The sequence below is a fragment of the Tardiphaga sp. 862_B3_N4_1 genome, from assembly GCF_051811085.1.
GTDB lineage: Bacteria > Pseudomonadota > Alphaproteobacteria > Rhizobiales > Xanthobacteraceae > Tardiphaga > Tardiphaga robiniae.
In genome coordinates this window covers 2,250,577-2,267,859 of the sequence record NZ_JBPWQB010000002.1, presented here as the reverse complement: position 1 = coordinate 2,267,859, position 17,283 = coordinate 2,250,577, and the positions used below count along the sequence as shown (strand labels likewise).

At 59.0% G+C, this 17,283-nt stretch carries 19 protein-coding genes; 12 read left to right on the top strand and 7 right to left on the bottom strand.

The window, feature by feature from the left end:
* Nucleotides 1-251: 251 nt before the first annotated feature.
* Genes AB8B02_RS27960 through AB8B02_RS27950 form a run of 3 tightly spaced genes read right to left on the bottom strand, consistent with a single transcriptional unit; the run spans nt 252 to nt 2,559 of the window.
* Nucleotides 252-1,673, bottom strand: coding sequence for an exonuclease domain-containing protein (locus AB8B02_RS27960; RefSeq protein ID WP_439065757.1), 1,422 nt, complete (start codon nt 1,671-1,673; stop codon nt 252-254).
* A 14-nt stretch (nt 1,674-1,687) separates the two neighbouring features.
* Entirely contained in the window at nt 1,688-2,209 is a 522-nt protein-coding gene (locus AB8B02_RS27955; protein WP_394083266.1) for an ImmA/IrrE family metallo-endopeptidase, read from the bottom strand.
* Nucleotides 2,206-2,559 carry a helix-turn-helix domain-containing protein gene (locus tag AB8B02_RS27950; protein WP_394083859.1) on the bottom strand — a complete coding sequence of 118 codons (354 nt, stop codon included), beginning with the start codon at nt 2,557-2,559 and terminating at the stop codon, nt 2,206-2,208. The genes AB8B02_RS27955 and AB8B02_RS27950 overlap by 4 nt, the downstream gene beginning before the upstream one ends.
* A 164-nt stretch (nt 2,560-2,723) precedes the next feature.
* On the opposite strand from AB8B02_RS27950, the gene AB8B02_RS27945 reads away from it, so the two are divergent.
* The 7 genes from AB8B02_RS27945 (at nt 2,724) to AB8B02_RS27915 (ending at nt 6,966) form a co-directional block, all read left to right on the top strand.
* On the top strand, nt 2,724-2,945 hold the full coding sequence (locus AB8B02_RS27945) for a DUF2188 domain-containing protein (protein ID WP_113240876.1): 222 nt from the start codon (nt 2,724-2,726) through the stop codon (nt 2,943-2,945).
* Between the two features lie 82 nt (nt 2,946-3,027).
* Nucleotides 3,028-3,951: an AAA family ATPase gene (locus tag AB8B02_RS27940; protein ID WP_439065954.1), complete on the top strand. Its 924-nt coding sequence runs from the start codon at nt 3,028-3,030 to the stop codon at nt 3,949-3,951.
* Nucleotides 3,948-4,424 carry a hypothetical protein gene (locus tag AB8B02_RS27935; protein ID WP_439065756.1) on the top strand — a complete coding sequence of 159 codons (477 nt, stop codon included), beginning with the start codon at nt 3,948-3,950 and terminating at the stop codon, nt 4,422-4,424. Before AB8B02_RS27940 ends, AB8B02_RS27935 begins: the two co-directional genes overlap by 4 nt.
* Complete coding sequence (locus AB8B02_RS27930; RefSeq protein ID WP_439065755.1) at nt 4,421-4,921, top strand: HORMA domain containing protein; 501 nt, start codon at nt 4,421-4,423, stop codon at nt 4,919-4,921. Before AB8B02_RS27935 ends, AB8B02_RS27930 begins: the two co-directional genes overlap by 4 nt.
* Nucleotides 4,921-5,817, top strand: coding sequence for a CBASS oligonucleotide cyclase (locus tag AB8B02_RS27925; RefSeq protein WP_439065754.1), 897 nt, complete (start codon nt 4,921-4,923; stop codon nt 5,815-5,817). Before AB8B02_RS27930 ends, AB8B02_RS27925 begins: the two co-directional genes overlap by 1 nt.
* 33 nt (nt 5,818-5,850) lie before the next feature.
* Nucleotides 5,851-6,576 carry a CBASS effector endonuclease NucC gene (gene nucC, locus AB8B02_RS27920; RefSeq protein ID WP_394083256.1) on the top strand — a complete coding sequence of 242 codons (726 nt, stop codon included), beginning with the start codon at nt 5,851-5,853 and terminating at the stop codon, nt 6,574-6,576.
* Between the two features lie 72 nt (nt 6,577-6,648).
* Nucleotides 6,649-6,966, top strand: a complete 318-nt coding sequence (locus AB8B02_RS27915) for a hypothetical protein (RefSeq protein WP_439065753.1) — start codon at nt 6,649-6,651, stop codon at nt 6,964-6,966.
* A 220-nt stretch (nt 6,967-7,186) separates the two neighbouring features.
* On the opposite strand, the gene AB8B02_RS27910 is transcribed toward AB8B02_RS27915, so the two are convergent.
* The 4 genes from AB8B02_RS27910 to AB8B02_RS27895 all read right to left on the bottom strand — a co-directional run bounded on the left by AB8B02_RS27910 (nt 7,187) and on the right by AB8B02_RS27895 (nt 12,560).
* Complete coding sequence (locus AB8B02_RS27910) at nt 7,187-10,750, bottom strand: DEAD/DEAH box helicase (protein ID WP_439065752.1); 3,564 nt, start codon at nt 10,748-10,750, stop codon at nt 7,187-7,189.
* A gap of 1 nt (nt 10,751) precedes the next feature.
* Complete coding sequence (locus AB8B02_RS27905; protein WP_439065751.1) at nt 10,752-11,504, bottom strand: hypothetical protein; 753 nt, start codon at nt 11,502-11,504, stop codon at nt 10,752-10,754.
* A gap of 237 nt (nt 11,505-11,741) precedes the next feature.
* Nucleotides 11,742-12,176: a GNAT family N-acetyltransferase gene (locus AB8B02_RS27900; protein ID WP_394083248.1), complete on the bottom strand. Its 435-nt coding sequence runs from the start codon at nt 12,174-12,176 to the stop codon at nt 11,742-11,744.
* 81 nt (nt 12,177-12,257) lie between these two features.
* Entirely contained in the window at nt 12,258-12,560 is a 303-nt protein-coding gene (locus AB8B02_RS27895) for a DUF1778 domain-containing protein (RefSeq protein ID WP_439065750.1), read from the bottom strand.
* A gap of 171 nt (nt 12,561-12,731) precedes the next feature.
* Between AB8B02_RS27895 and AB8B02_RS27890 the strand changes: the two genes are divergently transcribed.
* From AB8B02_RS27890 to AB8B02_RS27870, 5 genes are all read left to right on the top strand, one after another.
* The gene (locus tag AB8B02_RS27890; protein WP_439065749.1) at nt 12,732-13,004 is read left to right on the top strand and encodes a hypothetical protein; all 273 of its coding nucleotides are present in this window, start codon (nt 12,732-12,734) and stop codon (nt 13,002-13,004) included.
* A 20-nt stretch (nt 13,005-13,024) separates the two neighbouring features.
* Nucleotides 13,025-13,366: a putative quinol monooxygenase gene (locus AB8B02_RS27885; protein ID WP_439065748.1), complete on the top strand. Its 342-nt coding sequence runs from the start codon at nt 13,025-13,027 to the stop codon at nt 13,364-13,366.
* Nucleotides 13,367-13,613: 247 nt separating this feature from the next.
* The gene (locus tag AB8B02_RS27880) at nt 13,614-14,576 is read left to right on the top strand and encodes an ArdC family protein (RefSeq protein ID WP_439065747.1); all 963 of its coding nucleotides are present in this window, start codon (nt 13,614-13,616) and stop codon (nt 14,574-14,576) included.
* Nucleotides 14,576-15,073: a hypothetical protein gene (locus AB8B02_RS27875; RefSeq protein WP_439065746.1), complete on the top strand. Its 498-nt coding sequence runs from the start codon at nt 14,576-14,578 to the stop codon at nt 15,071-15,073. Before AB8B02_RS27880 ends, AB8B02_RS27875 begins: the two co-directional genes overlap by 1 nt.
* Nucleotides 15,074-15,148: 75 nt before the next feature.
* The gene (locus AB8B02_RS27870) at nt 15,149-17,281 is read left to right on the top strand and encodes a ParB/RepB/Spo0J family partition protein (protein WP_439065745.1); all 2,133 of its coding nucleotides are present in this window, start codon (nt 15,149-15,151) and stop codon (nt 17,279-17,281) included.
* Nucleotides 17,282-17,283 lie beyond the last annotated feature (2 nt).

Sequence of the window (17,283 nt, the reverse complement as noted above, 5' to 3'; positions counted from 1 at the left end):
TCTGCCTACTGTCACCGACGCCACCCTATTCGCCACCTTGTACAGTTGTCCCGAATGGTTCGCCAAATCAGGCCAGTCGAAACAGATCGGCCAGCTACGATCCGCTGGAGAGACCTCGGGCGATCAGGCGCTATGGTCCGGCATCGAATGCCATTACCAATCAATTGTAACAATATTCATTTATAAACAGATACTTATACTGATTTTCTTAACAAACTCTAGAACTACGATCGTCACCACGATGGCGTGAATTAACCTGGCTCGATCGCAAAATTCTTGGCACGGAATTCCGTTACGCGTTCAATTCGATTTATCAGGTAGCTCCGATAGTTGGCCAAGATACCGTCGGGATCAGACACATGGTCATCCAAGAGCAGTTCCGTCTCCTGAAGCGCGTGGCGCAGCGTGAAACCACCAGTAGCAACATCCATCAGCCGGTCGGTCAAGTCGCGCTCCACGACAAGCTTCAGGTCATCCGACAGGGCCGACCGGCCGCCGAAATAGATCAATCGCCGGCCGAAAATCCGGAGCCGTTCATCATCAAATTCTCGAATGATGGCTGCGGCATCCCCCCAACCCACGTCATGGAAATTTGCCATGCGGGTCTCGTCATCCGGGCCGGGAAAGCCGTCGTAGATCCGCCCTTCCACGTGGGTGGATGGTGAACGGGGCGCTCGCGTCGCCACGAAGCTCGAGATGATCCGGTAACGAAGTGCTGTATTTTCCTTGATGCTTCGAGCACGACCCTCCAGGTCATCGATGTCGGCTCCGTTGAGCATTGCCTCCGACGCATCATAAAAAGCTGTTAGCGTGGGTGCAGCATTGATTCTAAGTCTGCGGACAGGGCTTGGTTTTGCCGACAAATAGCTCTGCAACGCCTCATCCGGCATCGCGGTAAGCTCTTCGGGGGACGCGTCCAAACGCAAGCAGAACCGGCCGTTGGGCTGATCCGGATCGGGGCCGAGGCAGACGACCGGCGTGTGATAGGCCTCGTTGCCAAAGAACTCCGTGAGGAAAAAACCGTCCTCAGAGTCGACGAAATCGCCGACTGTCGCCTTCTTCGAAAAGCGCACGAAGCGCTGCCAGAGTTCGGACGAGCGTTCATGGACGCACCGGCAAAGACCGAGCGTTGCAATCACGTCAGCCATCGCGTCGTGGGCGTGAGTGTGAGCTACACCATTTGCCGACGCAAGCTGTTCCAGACGGAAAGTCGGACGCCCTTCCGGCCCAAAGGGAACGGACAGGCTAGCTGGCGAGAGCGCCGCGGCCGCCATGACGAGGCCCAGAACGTCCGCGCGGCAATTACCGTGGTTGGTCGTGAGGTAAGCTGGATGAAGCGTCTGAAAAAGAGCGTGCCTGAGCATCTCCTCGTCGAACCGGATGGAGTTATAGCCGACGAAAATCGAGGGAGACCAGGACAGGAGTTTTTGTCGGATAAGCAGGACCATCTGATAGTGCGACGGCAAGCCCGCATCAGTAAGCCGTTCAATGGGCAGCCCGTTTGTCAGAAGGGCGCTCGGATGGGGAACGACATGCGGTAGAAGACGTGAGCGCACCTCGAACCGATCGACCTCGTTGAGATCGTTGTCGGTCCTAATTGCCGCGAAATGCACGATCTGATCGAAACCGTGCCTGAGCCCCGTTGTCTCCGTGTCGAAGAATACGAAGCCCATTCACATCCCCTCGCCTAGAAATGACCCGCTAGGCGGAACCGCATAGCGGATGCACTGACCCGGAACTTTTTCGCAAGCGCTTCGATCCCGGCATCATCCTCCATATCCAATCCACTGGCGTCGAGAGCAATTGCAAGGAGTTCTCGCGGCATAAGGAGTTCGGAGGCAAAGGCATTGGCCTCGACCTCCAGCGGGTCAATGCCCTGGGACGAGACGTCATCGCGCATCAAGACCCGAAACCCCTTGTCCACATGCACGGCCTTCTGGATATCCGAAGCATGCAACACATGATGTCCGAGCTCATGCGCGGCCGTAAACCGTTGCCGGTTCGGGTGATGCAAGGCGTTCACGCCGATGATACCAACACCGTCCTTTATGAAGGCCATGCCGGAGAGATCATCCTCCAGTGGCGCGTATTGAAGCATGACATTTCTGGCTTTGATAATGCGCTCAATGGGAACCGGTGCTCCCTTTACTCCGAACTCTCGCAAAATCGTGCGCGCAGCTTCCCGCGCCATTTCAGGGTTTGCGGTCACGACCCCGTCCTTCCGGACCCATGGCGCGCAAGTGCATCCGCAATCAGATCATTGATTTGAGCCTTGCCGCGAGCGGTCACGGTTTCGTCTGACAAGATCATCTGCAAGTCCTCCCGGGGCTGTGGTTTCGGCGCGGTGGGCAGCAAATCGGCAGGCTTCGAAAATTCCAGCGCCGACGCGAGACTGTAAACGTGATGCAGCAACACGTTCTGCCGGCCACTCTCAATGTTTGCCACTGACGCACGCGACATGCCCACCCTTGCCGCCAGCTCGGTTTGGGTGAGTTCAAGTGTCTTTCGTCTCGCGGCGACAAGCCGCCCGAACGCTACATAGATCGACTCGTCTGACATGATCAATGTTTGCTCTCCGCACCGCGCGATGTCAACGTCGCAAACATATTGTGCTTAATGATATCATTTACAATGTGCTTATTGACAACATTCCGGTGTCGTGAAATTAGTTAAGCGTCGGTGAATGTCGAATTCGGCCGGCGGCTAACAGAAAGGAATTCGGAATGTCAAAACGCATCCATGTCGTTCCCCACGATTCCGGTTGGGCGACGCGTCGAGAAGGGGCGTCCCGCGTGGGATCGACCCACGGCACCCAAGCGCAGGCTACCGAGGCGGCGCGCAATACTGCGATCCGCGAACGTGGCGAGGTAGTGATCCACCGTCCCGATGGCCGCATCCGGGATGCGAACTCCTACGGCAACGACCCCTTCCCCCCGAAGGGATGATTCCAGCGGCCGCGCCCACCCGGGCGCGGCTCTTCCCATTTCGCATTCAACCCACCAGGCAGGCAACGCGAGGACGATCAAGATGCAGAAGCTGACGGCAGTGCAGAACGAGGATTTCAACCAACCCAAGGGCATCCAGCGCGCACGCCGGCTTCCCGATCCTGCGCTCGGAGCCCTGTGGAATTCGATCATTCTAGATGAGCGCTTGAAGGCCCAGCTTCTCTCTCAGGCGATGCTGAACTTCACGATGCGAGGCAAGGTCGACCGTAGTGTCATTCCGTTGCACGGCGTGATTCTGCTTGTCGGACCGCCCGGGACTGGCAAGACCTCCCTTGCTCGCGGGTTGGCGCATCGTACCGCCGAGACATTTCCGGGCGGCGGGTTCCGCCTGCTCGAAGTCGAGCCGCACGCGCTTACCAGTTCGGCAATGGGCAAGACCCAGCGTGCGGTATCGGAGCTGTTCTCACAGTCGATCGCCGAAGCCGCCGCCGCGGGACCGACGATTGTGCTTCTCGATGAAGTCGAGACGCTTGCCGCCGACCGGTCGAAAATGAGCCTGGAGGCCAATCCGATCGATATCCACCGCGCAACCGATGCCGTGCTCGTTCAGCTCGATGCGCTGGCCGAGCGGCATCCGAACCTGTTGTTCCTTGCCACAAGCAACTTTCCCCAGGCGGTCGATGCGGCCTTCACGTCGCGCTGTGACCTAGTCGTCCATGTGCCCCTGCCGGATCGTGAAGCATGCGGGCTTATCCTGAAGGATTGCCTGACTGGTCTCGGCAAGACCTATTCGGCTATCGCAAAGCTGCCGACAGCCGCGGGTTTCGACCGCTGCGCAGCCGAATGCGTCGGGCTCGACGGACGCGCCATCCGCAAGATGGTGGCCAACGCTTTGGCAAGCAGCCCGCAAACGGCCATGAATCCGGAACGCGTGACTATCGAAGATCTGTTTGCCGCGGCGCGCGCCGCCAAGGCGGGCCGTATGTCGGGAGGCAAGGCGTCATGAGCACCGTAGCCAGCCGGACATTCAAGAGCACGCCCGAGCGTGACGCCTCACGGACCTGGACGGCGATCGTTGATCTGTTGACCCTGGGAAAGACCGGTGATGCACGGACGGAGCTTCTTGCCGTCACCGGTGTCGCCGCCAGTGTTATCGCGGATCAGGCGCCCAAGGATGCCGCCATCACAGTTACCTGCGATGGTCCGCGCACGCGAATCTATTGCCTCTATGACGATGACGCCATCGAGGGTTCCGACGCCAACGAAGATGCCCTTGGCTTTGACCCGCTGAAAGGGGACTGGCGGGTTTCGCTGCCTTGCCTTGCGGACGATCTTGCCTGGGTTCAGGGCGCGCTGAAGAAATGCAGCACCCGCATCACGGCGCGCGACCTCGATGCGGCTGTCTCGAGCGCCGACGAGGCGGCGACCGCGAAATCACAGACCCTTGTGTTCGATCCGAAAGGGTTTCTGGGCTCATGACCAACGTCGCCGTCAATACCTATACCCACTCTGTCACCTATGTGGCGGACAACATCCTCAAAAGCTTGAAGGATATCATCCGTCTTGTGGGCCTTGATCCGTCCGAGTTCGTCGGCGACTGGAAGTTGCACATGCGCGGTGTCCAGACCTGGCTGAACACAGGCGACCTCGAAACAGTAAAGCTGGAAATCTACAATCCGAAGACCGACGCACTGATTTTCCGTTGGGACATCGACATCGCCTATGGCTGGTCCGGCGGCGACGGTAGTTTCTGGACGGACACCGAGCAGCTCAAATACGCCATCAGAAAGGCGGGGCTGGTTCCGAGCGAGGCGCGGTATCGACTGCTTCTGCAAAGCAAGCCCGGCCGTCCCGACGTGGCCGGTTGGAGCAAGGCGAGCGGCCGCTCGACGGAGGGCATGGTTCGCCAAAGCCTCGGGACGACGGTCGAGCACAGTGGCCTCGGCGCCAGCACATCTTATCTGAGGAGAGCCTGATGCTCACGATCGACGAAGCGTTTCGCAAATTCAAGAGCCGTCTCGAGCTGAATGATCGGGAGCAGGCAAACGCCTCGGCGCGCCAGAAAGAGGTCCGGGATTATCTGGACACCAAGTTCAAGATCGACCGGAGCTTCCTGACCGGATCCTATGCCCGCTGGACCAAGACGAAGCCGTTGAAGGATATCGACATCTTTTTCGTCCTGAAATCCTCGGAGGATCACTACCGCTCGAAGGCGCCGTCGGTGGTGTTGGCCGACTTTCACAATGCCTTGGTCGAAAAATATGGTGACAAGGCCAAGAAGCAGAACCGCTCGATCAACGTCGATTTCGGCGTGAAGGCCGACGCTGACGACAATACCGACTATCGCGTCATCAGCGTCGATGTCGTCCCGGCTTTCGACAAGGATGAGGATTTCGAGATTCCCGACAACGAACTCGGCAAGTGGATCGGGACCAACCCTCAAACCCATGCCGCAGAGGCCACCGCCGCGCATCAGGCCTATTCCAGTGAATGGAAGGGTCTCGTGCGGATGTTGAAATACTGGAACAACAACCCCAAGCACGGCGAGAAGCCGGTGAAGCCCTCGTTCCTCATCGAAGTCATGGCAATGCAATGCCTTTATGGCGGCTGGGGTGGCAGCTTTGACCGCGAGATCCAGGGGTTCTTTGCGACGCTCGCCGCCCGGATTTTCGACGAGTGGCCCGACCCCGCCGGTCTCGGCCCGCCGATCAGCAACGGCATGGACACCGCGCGCAAGACGCGGGCGTGCGATCTTCTTCGTGCGGCGGAGCGCGAAGCAACTCTTGCAATCGACCATGCGCGCCGCGGCCGGAACGGCGAAGCGTTGCGCGCATGGCGTGAATTGTTTGGCCCGAAATTTCCGCTGTCCTGATCGCAGGCACGAGAATCACACTGAGGTTTACCGATGTCGGAATGGTCTTTGTCCCAACTTCTCTCCTCGTTGCATGAAGATATTCAGCAGCGTCTCGCAATCGTCCGGAAGTCGTTCAACCATCCAGGGACGAAGGGCGATGCCAGCGAGAATGTCTGGATCAGCATGTTGGAGACGTATTTGCCGAAGCGCTATCAGGCTGCGAAGGCGCATGTGGTCGATAGCTTGGGCAACTTCAGCCAGCAGATCGATGTGGTGATTTTCGATCGCCAATACTCGCCGTTTATCTTCACCTACGAAAACGAGACGATCATCCCTGCCGAAAGCGTCTATGCCGTTTTTGAGGCAAAGCAGACGGCGGACGCTAGCTTGGTCGCATACGCGCAGGAAAAGGTTGCGAGCGTCAGGCGCCTTCATCGCACGAGCCTCCCAATTCCATACGCCCAAGGCGTCTATCCGGCGAAACCCTTGATCCCGATTTTGGGCGGCCTCCTGACCTTTGAAAGCGAATGGAGTCCCGCTCTCGGGGCCTCATTTGAGAAGGCTCTGGCAGCCAATATAGGCGACGGTCGGCTCGATATCGGCTGCGTCGCGTCCCATGGCCACTTCTCGTTCGACCAAACGGCCGCGAGCTACAGCTTCGTCAACGAAAACAAACCGGCGACAGCATTCCTGTTCAAGCTGATATCTCAACTGCAATTCAGCGGAACCGTGCCGATGATCGACGTGGAAGCCTATGGACAATGGTTGACGAAATAGAAGGGCGACAGCCCGAAGACCATCCCTCCACGAACGAAGAACATGTATTCACTCGATTGAAACGGAAAAGCAATGCGGATTACGTCTCTTACTTTTTTGGCGTTCTATCTGAACGCAGCAATGGATTGCGGGCGATACGACGACCTGACGATTGCCGAAGCAAAATCGAAAATTGAAAACGGAAATATATTCGACTTTCTTCGGCAGCGACTGGGGAATGACATCGACCTGAGCATCCTGACGAAGGAAGACGAGGCGGAGCTTCTCGCTGAATGGCAGGATTTGCTGGCGGCCGTGAATGCACGTCGAAAGATGGGCATTGAAATGCGCGGCTTGCCCCTCCTTATCGCCTATCTTTTGGAAGGTATCCAGCGCCGCCTTCCTCGCTAGGGTCGATACAATACGCAAGGCGGATACAAGACGCGCACCAGAGCGGTAACAGCAATGGATTTGTGAGAGTCGTGCTCAGGCGATTACGCTGTCTGCGCACGTATGTAGACGAGCCCCGTCGGGTACACCATGCGAGCTTATCATCATCGCCTGAGCGTAACATGGTTTTCCGTGGGGTGTCGGCTGCCTTCACCTGACCCCATACCGAATTTGTCGATTTTTATCGGTGCGGTAGGTAGCGATCAGCTAAAACCTGTGACATCGCCACATCGAGTTCAAACTGGAAAAGACTTGGATTGTTCGGCCAATTATCCGGCTTTTTGCTTCGTGCAACTTCGTAACCGGCCGGGTCGAGCCAGATGAGAGCTGCCCCTTCATCCAGCGGCAACACAACCAATCGCGCCTGCCGAAAATCAGCCGCTGAGCGTGCCAAATCTACCTTGATTGCGATTGTTGCACTTGCCTGACGTGGCGCTCGCGGCACCAGTCTGGCTTCAACCCAAGTGCGGATATTCCGAGGATCCAAAAGATCGTTGGCGTTCTCGCCATCTGGCCGACTTTCGTAGTAGGTCTTCGCCTCCAACTCAGCCTGTGGCCGATCGATGGCGTCGCCGCGTGCAAGCAAAAATGCTGCGACGGGGTCTAGCGTACCCCAACCTATCAGCTCCTTCAGCCAAAACGCGATCCAAGGCAACCCGCTTAGGGGCCAATCGGCGATTTCCAGTGCTCGTATGGGCTGTCCGTCGTCAGTTGTGTCCAGTAGTAAGCCGATGACGCTGCCAAGGCCCCACGTCCCTCGATAAATGAAGTTGTTCGCCACAAACCCATACCAGTTCGTGACCTCGCCGGCCCGAGGCTGCTGCGCAAGTGTTGACTTGGCTAACCACCAGCGAAGGAGTTTGGGCCAATCGTCGAAATTCTTCTTCCTGCCAAGCTTGGTATCGATCGCGAACACCGGAATCTCAGACAGGAGCGACAGGACATCACGGATGAATTCCAGTTGTTGTTCGGAGGTCCAACCTGCGTATTCATGGCCCTCCACTAGCTTGGCACGAATGGCCACCGCACGCTCGATCAAGGATTTCGCGGATCGCGGCGTCAGACTTGTCTTATATAGTCGTCGTCGTTGAACTGGATCGGGATACTGCGTTTTTATGGCTTTGCCGCGCGCTAACCAAACGGCAGCTAGTCGCGCCTCGCCATGAGAGGCTGCAAAGGCATAGGTTCGGCGCCATATTCGTGCCAACTCCGCTTCCAGTTGAGCAGCGTCAAGATCTACCCCTCTCAACTCCTCAACTTCCTGAATCGCCGCTATGAGAAAAGCGTCGAGAGAGTCGAGATAAGCATGGCTGGACGGAGCATCCTCCCCCGGTTCAGATACGATGGTTTGTTCCAGCCAATCAGAAAATTCAGCTTCGGTTCCGCCGCCGGTCAAATTCATCCATTCGCGCTCCAACTCACGCAGCAAATGAGCAAGCGGACTGGAAGCATGATCGTCAGGGATCAGATCGCCAAGAGCAGCGGTCGCCTCCTCCAGCTTATTGACGAGACTTTCGTAACCGTTCCATTGCCTGCTATAACTGGGAACCATTCGCCCATATTTTCTTTCGTAGGTTCGCTCGGGCAATATCACGAGTGCGCTACCCTCCGTTGCTACACCAGGGCGTCCCGCGCGGCCGATCAGATTGCTGAACTCCTGCAACGTCATCTCAGTATTGCTCCTGAAGACGCTCGGTATCAGCAGGAAGTTGACCGGGATGTTGACGCCTTCCGACAGAGTCGACGTTGCAATGATGACCCGCACATAGCCCCGGTCAATGACCGTCTTGAGGCGACGGGCCAGCAGGCCAGGCATCTTGCCGTGATGCACTACAATGCCTCGGGCCAACAGACGGTATTCTACCGAATCTGCCGTGAAGTAGTCGATCGCGGTTGCCAGGCAGCGCGCCCAGATTTGATTTCCTTCATCGACTGACCAATAATCAGGCAGCGCGATGTCCTGCCATGCATCCATGAGATCGGCGCATGTTGCCGCAAAAGTGTCGACGTTCTGTGTTAGCGAAATCAAGACCGCAGGCGTCGAACCGTCTGGGCGCTTCGCCGCAAGATTGAGGGCCGCCCAAAGCGTTGGCGCCCTCATGCGCACCTCCGGCCCAGCCTCAGCATCCAAGCCGCCCGGCACTGACGGAAAGGGTTCGCGCACAAAGGGCGAGTCGTCGCGCTGCTCATCGTCAAACTTGAGCGAATGTCCGTCCATCAAACTGTATCTTATCGCGAACTGCCCGTTGGAACTGACTTCGAGCCGGCCAAGCATTTGCCGCGTACTACGGTATGCCGAACTTGTTGGCACCGCATCGGGCGTGTTCGATATCCACCTCGCCAGAGCGGGGGCGGCCCGTGCAGCCACGGCCGAGAGCGCGACGATTCGAAACTCATGATCTTCACGCGCGCGCAAGAGGCGGGAACCGAGTTGTTCCAGCCTAAACGATCGTGATGTTCCATCACTCAGCCCGGTCAGCCTTGTCTCGTCCTGCTCCACCATATGGGCCTCATCGATAATGATGGTACGAACCCGGTCGAGAAACAGGACCCCCAGATAGCGCAGCAGCGCATCCGCCTTTTCGAACGTGCAGATAACGACTGTCGGTTGATCAGTTTGAACCCACGCATCAGTTGGGCCCCAATCAACACCGCCATACAGACCTGTAACAACAACGGGTTCCACCGCGATTCCGCGAAGATCCTCGGCTAAACGGCCTTCCACCTCGGCCGCCAGTGCGCGTGATGGCACGAGATAAAGAACCAGATTCCCAGCTGCGACTCCGCCCGGTGCGTCGGCGAACAAGCCCTGTACTGCCCCCAAGGTCGCAACTGTGGTCTTTCCAGAACCGGTGGGCGTGCATAACACGAACGACGTATTATCCTGCAATTTGGCGATACCCGCCGCCTGCGCCGGCCAAACCAGTGCGCGCCTGTTAACAAACGCCGAACGCGCAAACTGGGTAAGAGCATCACCCGCCGATCCGCTGGAGGCAACGCGCAAGCGCTCGATCTGTGGCCATAGACAAGTTTCTATGAATCGTCGCGCGCTCGCGGCGGTCAGTTTGGCAAGGAGGTAAGAGTAAGAATCGCGACTATGCAGAAACCCTAAAGCAAGTGCTTCAAGTTTGACCACCGCGCGTTCAACCGGGACGTCCCCTCCAGTTCGCAGAAATGCGCAGATCGTTCCGATACACATGACAACGTGCTGAACGGACGCCACTTCCAAATCGCCGGGATCGAGACGGCCATTGTCACGCAATGTTCGATAATCGTTCCAAAAAGTGAGTACGGCCTGAAACGCCGCTGGGAAATCTGCGCGGACAAACTGCCTGAGGAGTTCCGAGAGCGGTTCACCCTCAGGAAGCCTTCGAAGGTGGCCCAGCGCCATCGCCGGATAGTCGGCCAACTGATAGGCAGCTGCAGCCAGCAGATGAAGTGGAGTACCGGGCGGACGCAACTGTGATTGCGACAACCACTCGATGATCTCCGCCGATCGCTTCACCGAGGCTCGCCAGGGCGACCCAATATCCACGCCTCGCTCTAACCAGCCACTCTCCAGAAGCAGCATGGCCTCATCAAGGTAGCTAGTGACGTCACCAGGTGCAAAGCTCGCCAGACCTTCGCGCCCCATATCCCGCCGAAGCCTCTGACTATAAAGCTTGGCTTGGCGTGGAGTCAGCGCCTGCCCCGCGAGGGCTTCGCGAATGTCTCGCGCCATGGCGACCGTAGCAGCGTTCGTCATCTCAGCCCCCCCTATACAAAATGTCGACAACGGCGTCTAAATTTTCGAACTGAAACTCCATCGCCTCAAGATTGCGCTGCAAGGTATAGGAAGGATGCGGTGCTGCGGGAGGAAGCCATGCAATTCGATCGACCGGCTGCTTTGGCGAATGGCCTACGGCATAGGCAAGACCATCGTGGCGTGTGGCGGTTTGAAAGCCTTTCCAATAAAACTGGAGGAGTGCCTGCTGCCAAGCTTTGGCGTCCGGCGTGTCATATTCCGTCAGGAGATTAATTAGTTCCCGGACGCCGCTCGGCCTGTTTCCTCCGGCAACCAGCTTTTCATGCGCATCTTTCATGATACCGGTGTTGCTGACAGTCAGACATTTTGCTTCGAGTGTCAGGATGTCTGTAATGACACCATTATCGTCCATACGAAACGCCAAGCCATCGTCACCCGTGCGGCCCGGACGCTTCTCCTCATCAGCGTCAGGATCGTGGGCGACCCCGGCGAAGAGACGTTCGTTAATAAGATCAAGGTGTTGAAACTCTTGATCGTGAAAACGAAACAAGAGCGCTGGAATTTTCCAGTCTGAGTATCCGATCGCACCAAAATGCTCGACTGCTAATGCGCCGAGCGTCTCGCCGAGATAGCCTTGGAGCGATATGCGATTGAGCATTGCCGGATAATTCGCGGCCGGATCATGGGCTGGGTCATTAAACGGCGAAAGATCATCCTGGAAACCAGTCCGGATTCTTCGACGGGCGTCATCCAACGCCTCTTGGACGTATGCGATAAGATCGTCACGTAGTGGTCCAAGAGACGCATGGACTTCCCGCCACACACGCAATCTGTAGCGTTGGTGAGGTTGAGGAATGCCTTGATCGATCAGCCAAGCATTTAATGGAACTGGAGCCAGACGGCGAAATCTAATCAATTTTCTGGGCCACCCCTATCGTCGCCCCGGGAGGCCCATTCCAAATTCATATCCACTTTGCGTTCCCCAGCCACATTATTTGAACAGTTCTGCAATATCCGTCATTGGTCGAAACAACTTCATCGGCTGATCGGGGAACGGCAAAAAACTCTCCCGCTCATAGAAGCGGCGGGCATTTTCATCCTTGGCGTCAACGATCACCGCGAAGGATGCGATCTCGCTTCTGACAGCTCGAAACAGGGCGTCGGCCAGAAGAAAACGGCCATAGCCATTGCCCTGATGATGTCGATCAACCGCCAACCGCCCCAGCAGTGTCGCCGGAATGAGCGGGTAGCGCGGGAGTTTTCGGACGGTCTGGGCAGGCCATTCGCCGACATTCACCGCCGTCGAGGACAGCGTGTAATAGCCGGCGATGGCGCCATCCGGCAGCACAAGCACAAACGGCGCCGCCATGTTCTTACGGGCGTCCTGTCCCGCTTGCGCCCTGAAATATCGATCGAGCGGCTCCACGCCGCTCTCGAACGACGCCCGATCATGCTGCGGGCCGAGTACCTCGACCCGCAACGATTCGTCAGCAAGTCGCCCCACCCGTCAGACGCCAGTGGCCCGGCGATACCGCTGCACCGTATCGCGCAGGCGGTCATTGACCGGCTGCGGGTTGATCAGGGCGTCCACGAATGCCTGGCTGTCCCGGACGGTCAGATCGAGGCGCTGATGCTCCTCGATAGCCCGGCGCGCGGCTTCCTGCACGCTGGTCAGCACGAAATCCGTCACCGTCCGGCCCTGAAGCGCAGCGGCATGTTCTATAAGACTCTTCTGGTCAGCCGTGACACGCGTTTCCAGACGCTCACCACGGACACGACCGCGAGATGTGTTCAAAGCAGGTGTGGCCATCATCGTTCTCCTGCGGACAATGTACGGCCAGTGGCCGGACTTTTCAAGGCTTGAATTTGGAATCGTGGCCGCGACGGGATGGTGTCCCCGCCCCCCCCAAAGCCGCGTTCTGGACTTTCCTGAAAGTCCGGGCATTGTTGAGCGCAACAGTATCAGCCACGAATGTCGTAGATGTTAGATAGATTTTCCAGATGGATTGAGAAACGACGCGCCAGTCGCCAGCGAATGCAGACTGATGCTCGCATTCTGATTCAAGAAGATGAGCGTGAAGCCTACTACGCGGCACAACGTCTTGCCGCCCGCAGCCGAGCCGAGGGCAATCTTGCGGAATTTTGGCATTGGGCAAGGGTCGCATCCGAGGTTGCGCGCGTCTCCCCCGTTTCTGAAATGAATCTTGAGATCGTCAAGGCTATCGCGGACGAAGAACAAAACCGCGTCCGGTAACAATCGGAGAATCGTAGGGAATGGCGCGGTTGCCGCCTACAGGCCTCCGCCAACGAAAGAATCATCGTCGCATGTTAAAAGTCATCGCTCAGGACTTCATCAAGTTGGAGGCCGTCGAGATTGTTTTGCCGCTCTATCGGGAACTGGTCGAGAAAACCCGTCAAGAAGAACTCTGCATAGCCTATGATTTGTTCGTGGATCAGAAAGATCCCGGCCACTTCATCTTCATCGAGGAATGGCCGGATCGGGCGGCGCTCGATGCCCATTGTGCCACCGAGCATTTCACCCGGCTGGTTCCGTTGATCAACGCGCATCAGCGGCAAGATGCGACTTTCATCCTGATGGAGAAATTTCCAACCTGATCGACAGGCGTCTGGCGCGAGAGCGGGCGTATTCCCTGATTTCCGGTTCGGCGTATTTCCGGTTTTGCCAAAACACTGTCTCGATGGGGGGAAGGTCTTCCCCCTGGCCGGCGCCAAGGTCGCCGGCACACCCCTTTCAGCGGGGAGACCCCGCAACGCCCCCTGAGAGTAAGAGCTTGGCCGGTTTGGCCGTGACGGGTTGAGGACTGGAGAAGAGGTCTCCGGCGCCTGTCGCGGAGCAGCCCCGATGGCCAGCTATAACCGAAGCGCCCGTACCGGCGCTGATCGCACCAACCTTTACGACGATATCACCAACAAGATCATCGGCGAACTGGAAGAAGGCCGCGTGCCCTGGGTCCAGCCCTGGGGAACCGCAGCGGCGAAGGCGCCGCTCGCCATGCCGAAGAACGCCGCCACCGGGCGCGGCTATTCCGGCATCAACGTCCTGATCCTTTGGGGTGCCGTCATCCAGCACGGTTTCCCCGGCCAGAGCTGGCTGACGTTTCGCCAGGCCCTGTCGCTCGGCGGTAATGTCCGCAAGGGCGAACACGGCACCACCGTCGTCTATGCCGACCGCTTCGTTCCCGACGACGAAAAGAAACGCGCCCGCGAAACCGGTGAGGATGCCCACACAATCCCATTCCTGAAGCGCTTCACCGTCTTCAATGCGGCGCAATGCGAGGGCCTGCCCGAGGATGTCAACATCGTCGCACCGCCACCGCTGCCCGGCCTGGTCGAGCCGAAGGTCGAAGCACTCATCAAGGCGACCGGCATCGACTTCCGCATCGGCGGCAATCGCGCCTACTACGTTCCCGCCCATGACTACATCCAGGTCCCGCCTCCGCAGGCCTATTTCGAGCCCATCAACTGGCACCGGACAGCGCTGCACGAAATCGGCCACGCCAGCGGAGCGCCCCACCGGCTGAACCGGAATCTCTCCGGCTCCTTCGGCTCGAAGCTCTATTCGGTCGAGGAAATCACGGCCGAACTGATCTCAGCTTTCTGCTGCGCTTCACTCGGCATTGTGCCGACCGTACGCCACGCCGACTACATCGGCTCCTGGATCGACTGCCTCCGCGAGGACAACCGGGCTATCGTCCGTGCCGCCAGTCACGCCAGCAAGGCGGCCGACTGGATTTTGTCCTTCCTGCCCGGTCAGGAGCAGACCTCACCCATTACCGATTTTGACGATGAGCGGGAGGCGGCATAATGACCGTGCTTTCCGCAACCAGCTCTCCCTCCCCATCGGCTGAGAACGATCCCATCCGCAACGATCATCGCCGTGATCGCCGATACCTGGCCATGGGTGAACGTTACGCCGAAGCAGCCGTCCGCCTGTCCCGGTGTGGCAGTATCGGCGGCGTGCGCGAGCCGTTCTTGATGCTTGTCGCTCATGCGCTGGAACTCTCGCTCAAGGCAGTGTTGAGCCATCAGGGGCACGATGAGGAGCGTCTGATGGCGATAGGCCACAGTCTCGAACGCTGCCACCGCCAAGCTGTTAAGGGAGGATTCCACCCAAAGGACAGAACCGGCCTTGCGACCCTCGTGGAAGCCCTGGATCAACCTCACGCCTTCCAGGCCTTTCGCTATCCGCAGATCCTGGGATGGACTCTCCCGGATGCGGCCAGGGGCATTGCACCGCTGGTCGACCATCTGGAAGCAGTCAAATTGCTTCTGGACACGACGGACCGCCCAACCCCAGAGTGAGAGGAGTGTGGGGATTTTCGTGACGGGTTGAGGTCGAGAGAGAGGCTCTCGGCGCCCGTCGCGGAGACTACCACGATGGCTACTGCTGCTCAGAAAATCACCCTGTCGTCCTCGCGCGACATTCCCTTCAACAAGCTGGTCCTCAGCCAGTCGAATGTCCGCAAGGTCAAGGCGGGCGTGTCGATCGAGGAACTCTCGCGGGACATCGCCCGGCGCGGCCTACTACAGGGCCTCAATGTGCGTCCGGTCATCGATGCCGATGGCAATGAGACCGGCATGTTCGAAATCCCCGCTGGCGGCCGCCGCTACCGGGCGCTTGAACTGCTGGTCAAGGCCAAGCGCCTGGCGAAGACTGCGCCGGTGCCCTGCGTCGTGCGTGAAGCCGGCAGCGACATCCTCCTTGAGGACGACAGCCTGGCCGAAAACCTCCAGCGCGCCCCGCTCCATCCCCTCGACCAGTACCGCGCGTTTCAGGATATGCGCCTCAAGGGCATGTCCGAGGAAGAGATCGCCGCCGCGTTCTTCGTCTCGGTCAATATCGTGAAGCAGCGCCTGCGCCTGGCCTACGTCGCGCCCTCGCTCCTCGACCTCTATGCCGAGGACATCGTGACGCTGGAGCAGCTCATGGCCTTCACCGTCAATCCCGACCATGCCCGCCAGGAACAGGTCTGGGATGCGATCAAGGATTCGTGGTCGAAGGAGCCGCATCAGATCCGGCGCATGCTCACCGAAACCACGGTGCGCGCCTCCGACAAGCGGGCACAGTTCGTCGGTCTCGCCGCCTATGAGGCCGCCGGTGGCATCGTCCTGAATGACCTGTTCCAGTCCGACGATGGCGGCTGGCTGCAGGATGTCGGACTGCTCGACCAGCTCACCGACGACAAGCTGAAGGCGGAAGCCGAGGCGATCGGCGCCGAGGGCTGGAAGTGGGTCGATGCCAGGGTCGAGACGCCCTATGGCCACGGTCACGGCTTGCGTCGGCTGATCGGCACGACCACGCCCCTGACCGACGAGGAACAGACGACCGTCGATGTCCTGACCGCGGAATACGAGGCCCTCGAAGCCGAATATGCCGAAGCCGAGCAATATCCGGACGAGGTGGACGAGCGGGTCGGTGAGATCGAAACCGTCCTCGCGGCCTTCGAGAACCGCCCCGTCATCTATGACCCGGCCGAGATCGCCCGCGCCGGCGTGTTCATCAGCATCGACCGCGAAGGCCGCCTGTCGGTCGATTGCGGTTATGTCCATCCCGAGGACGAAGCGCCCCTGGTCGTGGACGGCAAAGGTGACGGAAACGAGGGAGCTTCGCCCGATGGTTCGGCGTCTTCGATCGCCGCTGCGCAACGAGCCGTCATCACCATTGGCGGCCAGTCGGCCGAGCCGGAGGAGGAAGAGGCGAACGTCATCAAGCCGCTGCCCGAACGGTTGGTCTCGGAGCTGACGGCGCACAGGACGCTCGCGCTGCACGATGCGCTGGCAAACAACCCCCATGTCGCCATGACCGCGCTGCTGCATCGGCTGGTGATGGAGCGCTACCGTTACTCCGCACCGAGCGGATGCCTGGAAGTCACCGTGCGCCACCACTTCTTCTCGACTCAGGGACCGGACCTGAAGGACAGCCCCTCGGCCAAGGCGATCAAGGCGCGGTATGAGGACTGGAAGGCGGACTTGCCGACCGACGATGATGCACTGTGGGACTGGATCGCCGCACTCGACGACGCCAGCCGCATGGCGCTTCTCGCCCATTGCGTCGCCTATGGCGTGAATGCGCTCTACGAAAAGGTCGACCGGAACGGCGGCTCCGGGCTTTCGCAGCACAGCCTGGATCAGCGGCTGTCTCAGGCCGACCGGCTGGCGCGCGCCACGGACCTCGACATGGTTGAGGGCGCGGGATGGCGGCCAACGGTCGACAACTATCTCGGCCGCGTCACCAAGCCCCGCATCCTCGAAGCCGTGCGCGAGGGAGCCGGCGAACGCGCGGCCTCGTTGATCGAGCATCTGAAGAAGGGCGACATGGCCAAGGAGGCTGAACGCCTTCTGGCCGACACAGGCTGGCTGCCTGAACCGTTGCGTCTGACCGATGTCGATCAGGCGCCCGACGGAGTTGCCCCCGAGGACGATACCGAGGCGCTGCCTGATTTCCTCGCCGGCGATGACGAGCCGGACCGAAGCGAGGACGACGCGGCCCATCTGGTCGCCGCCGAATAATC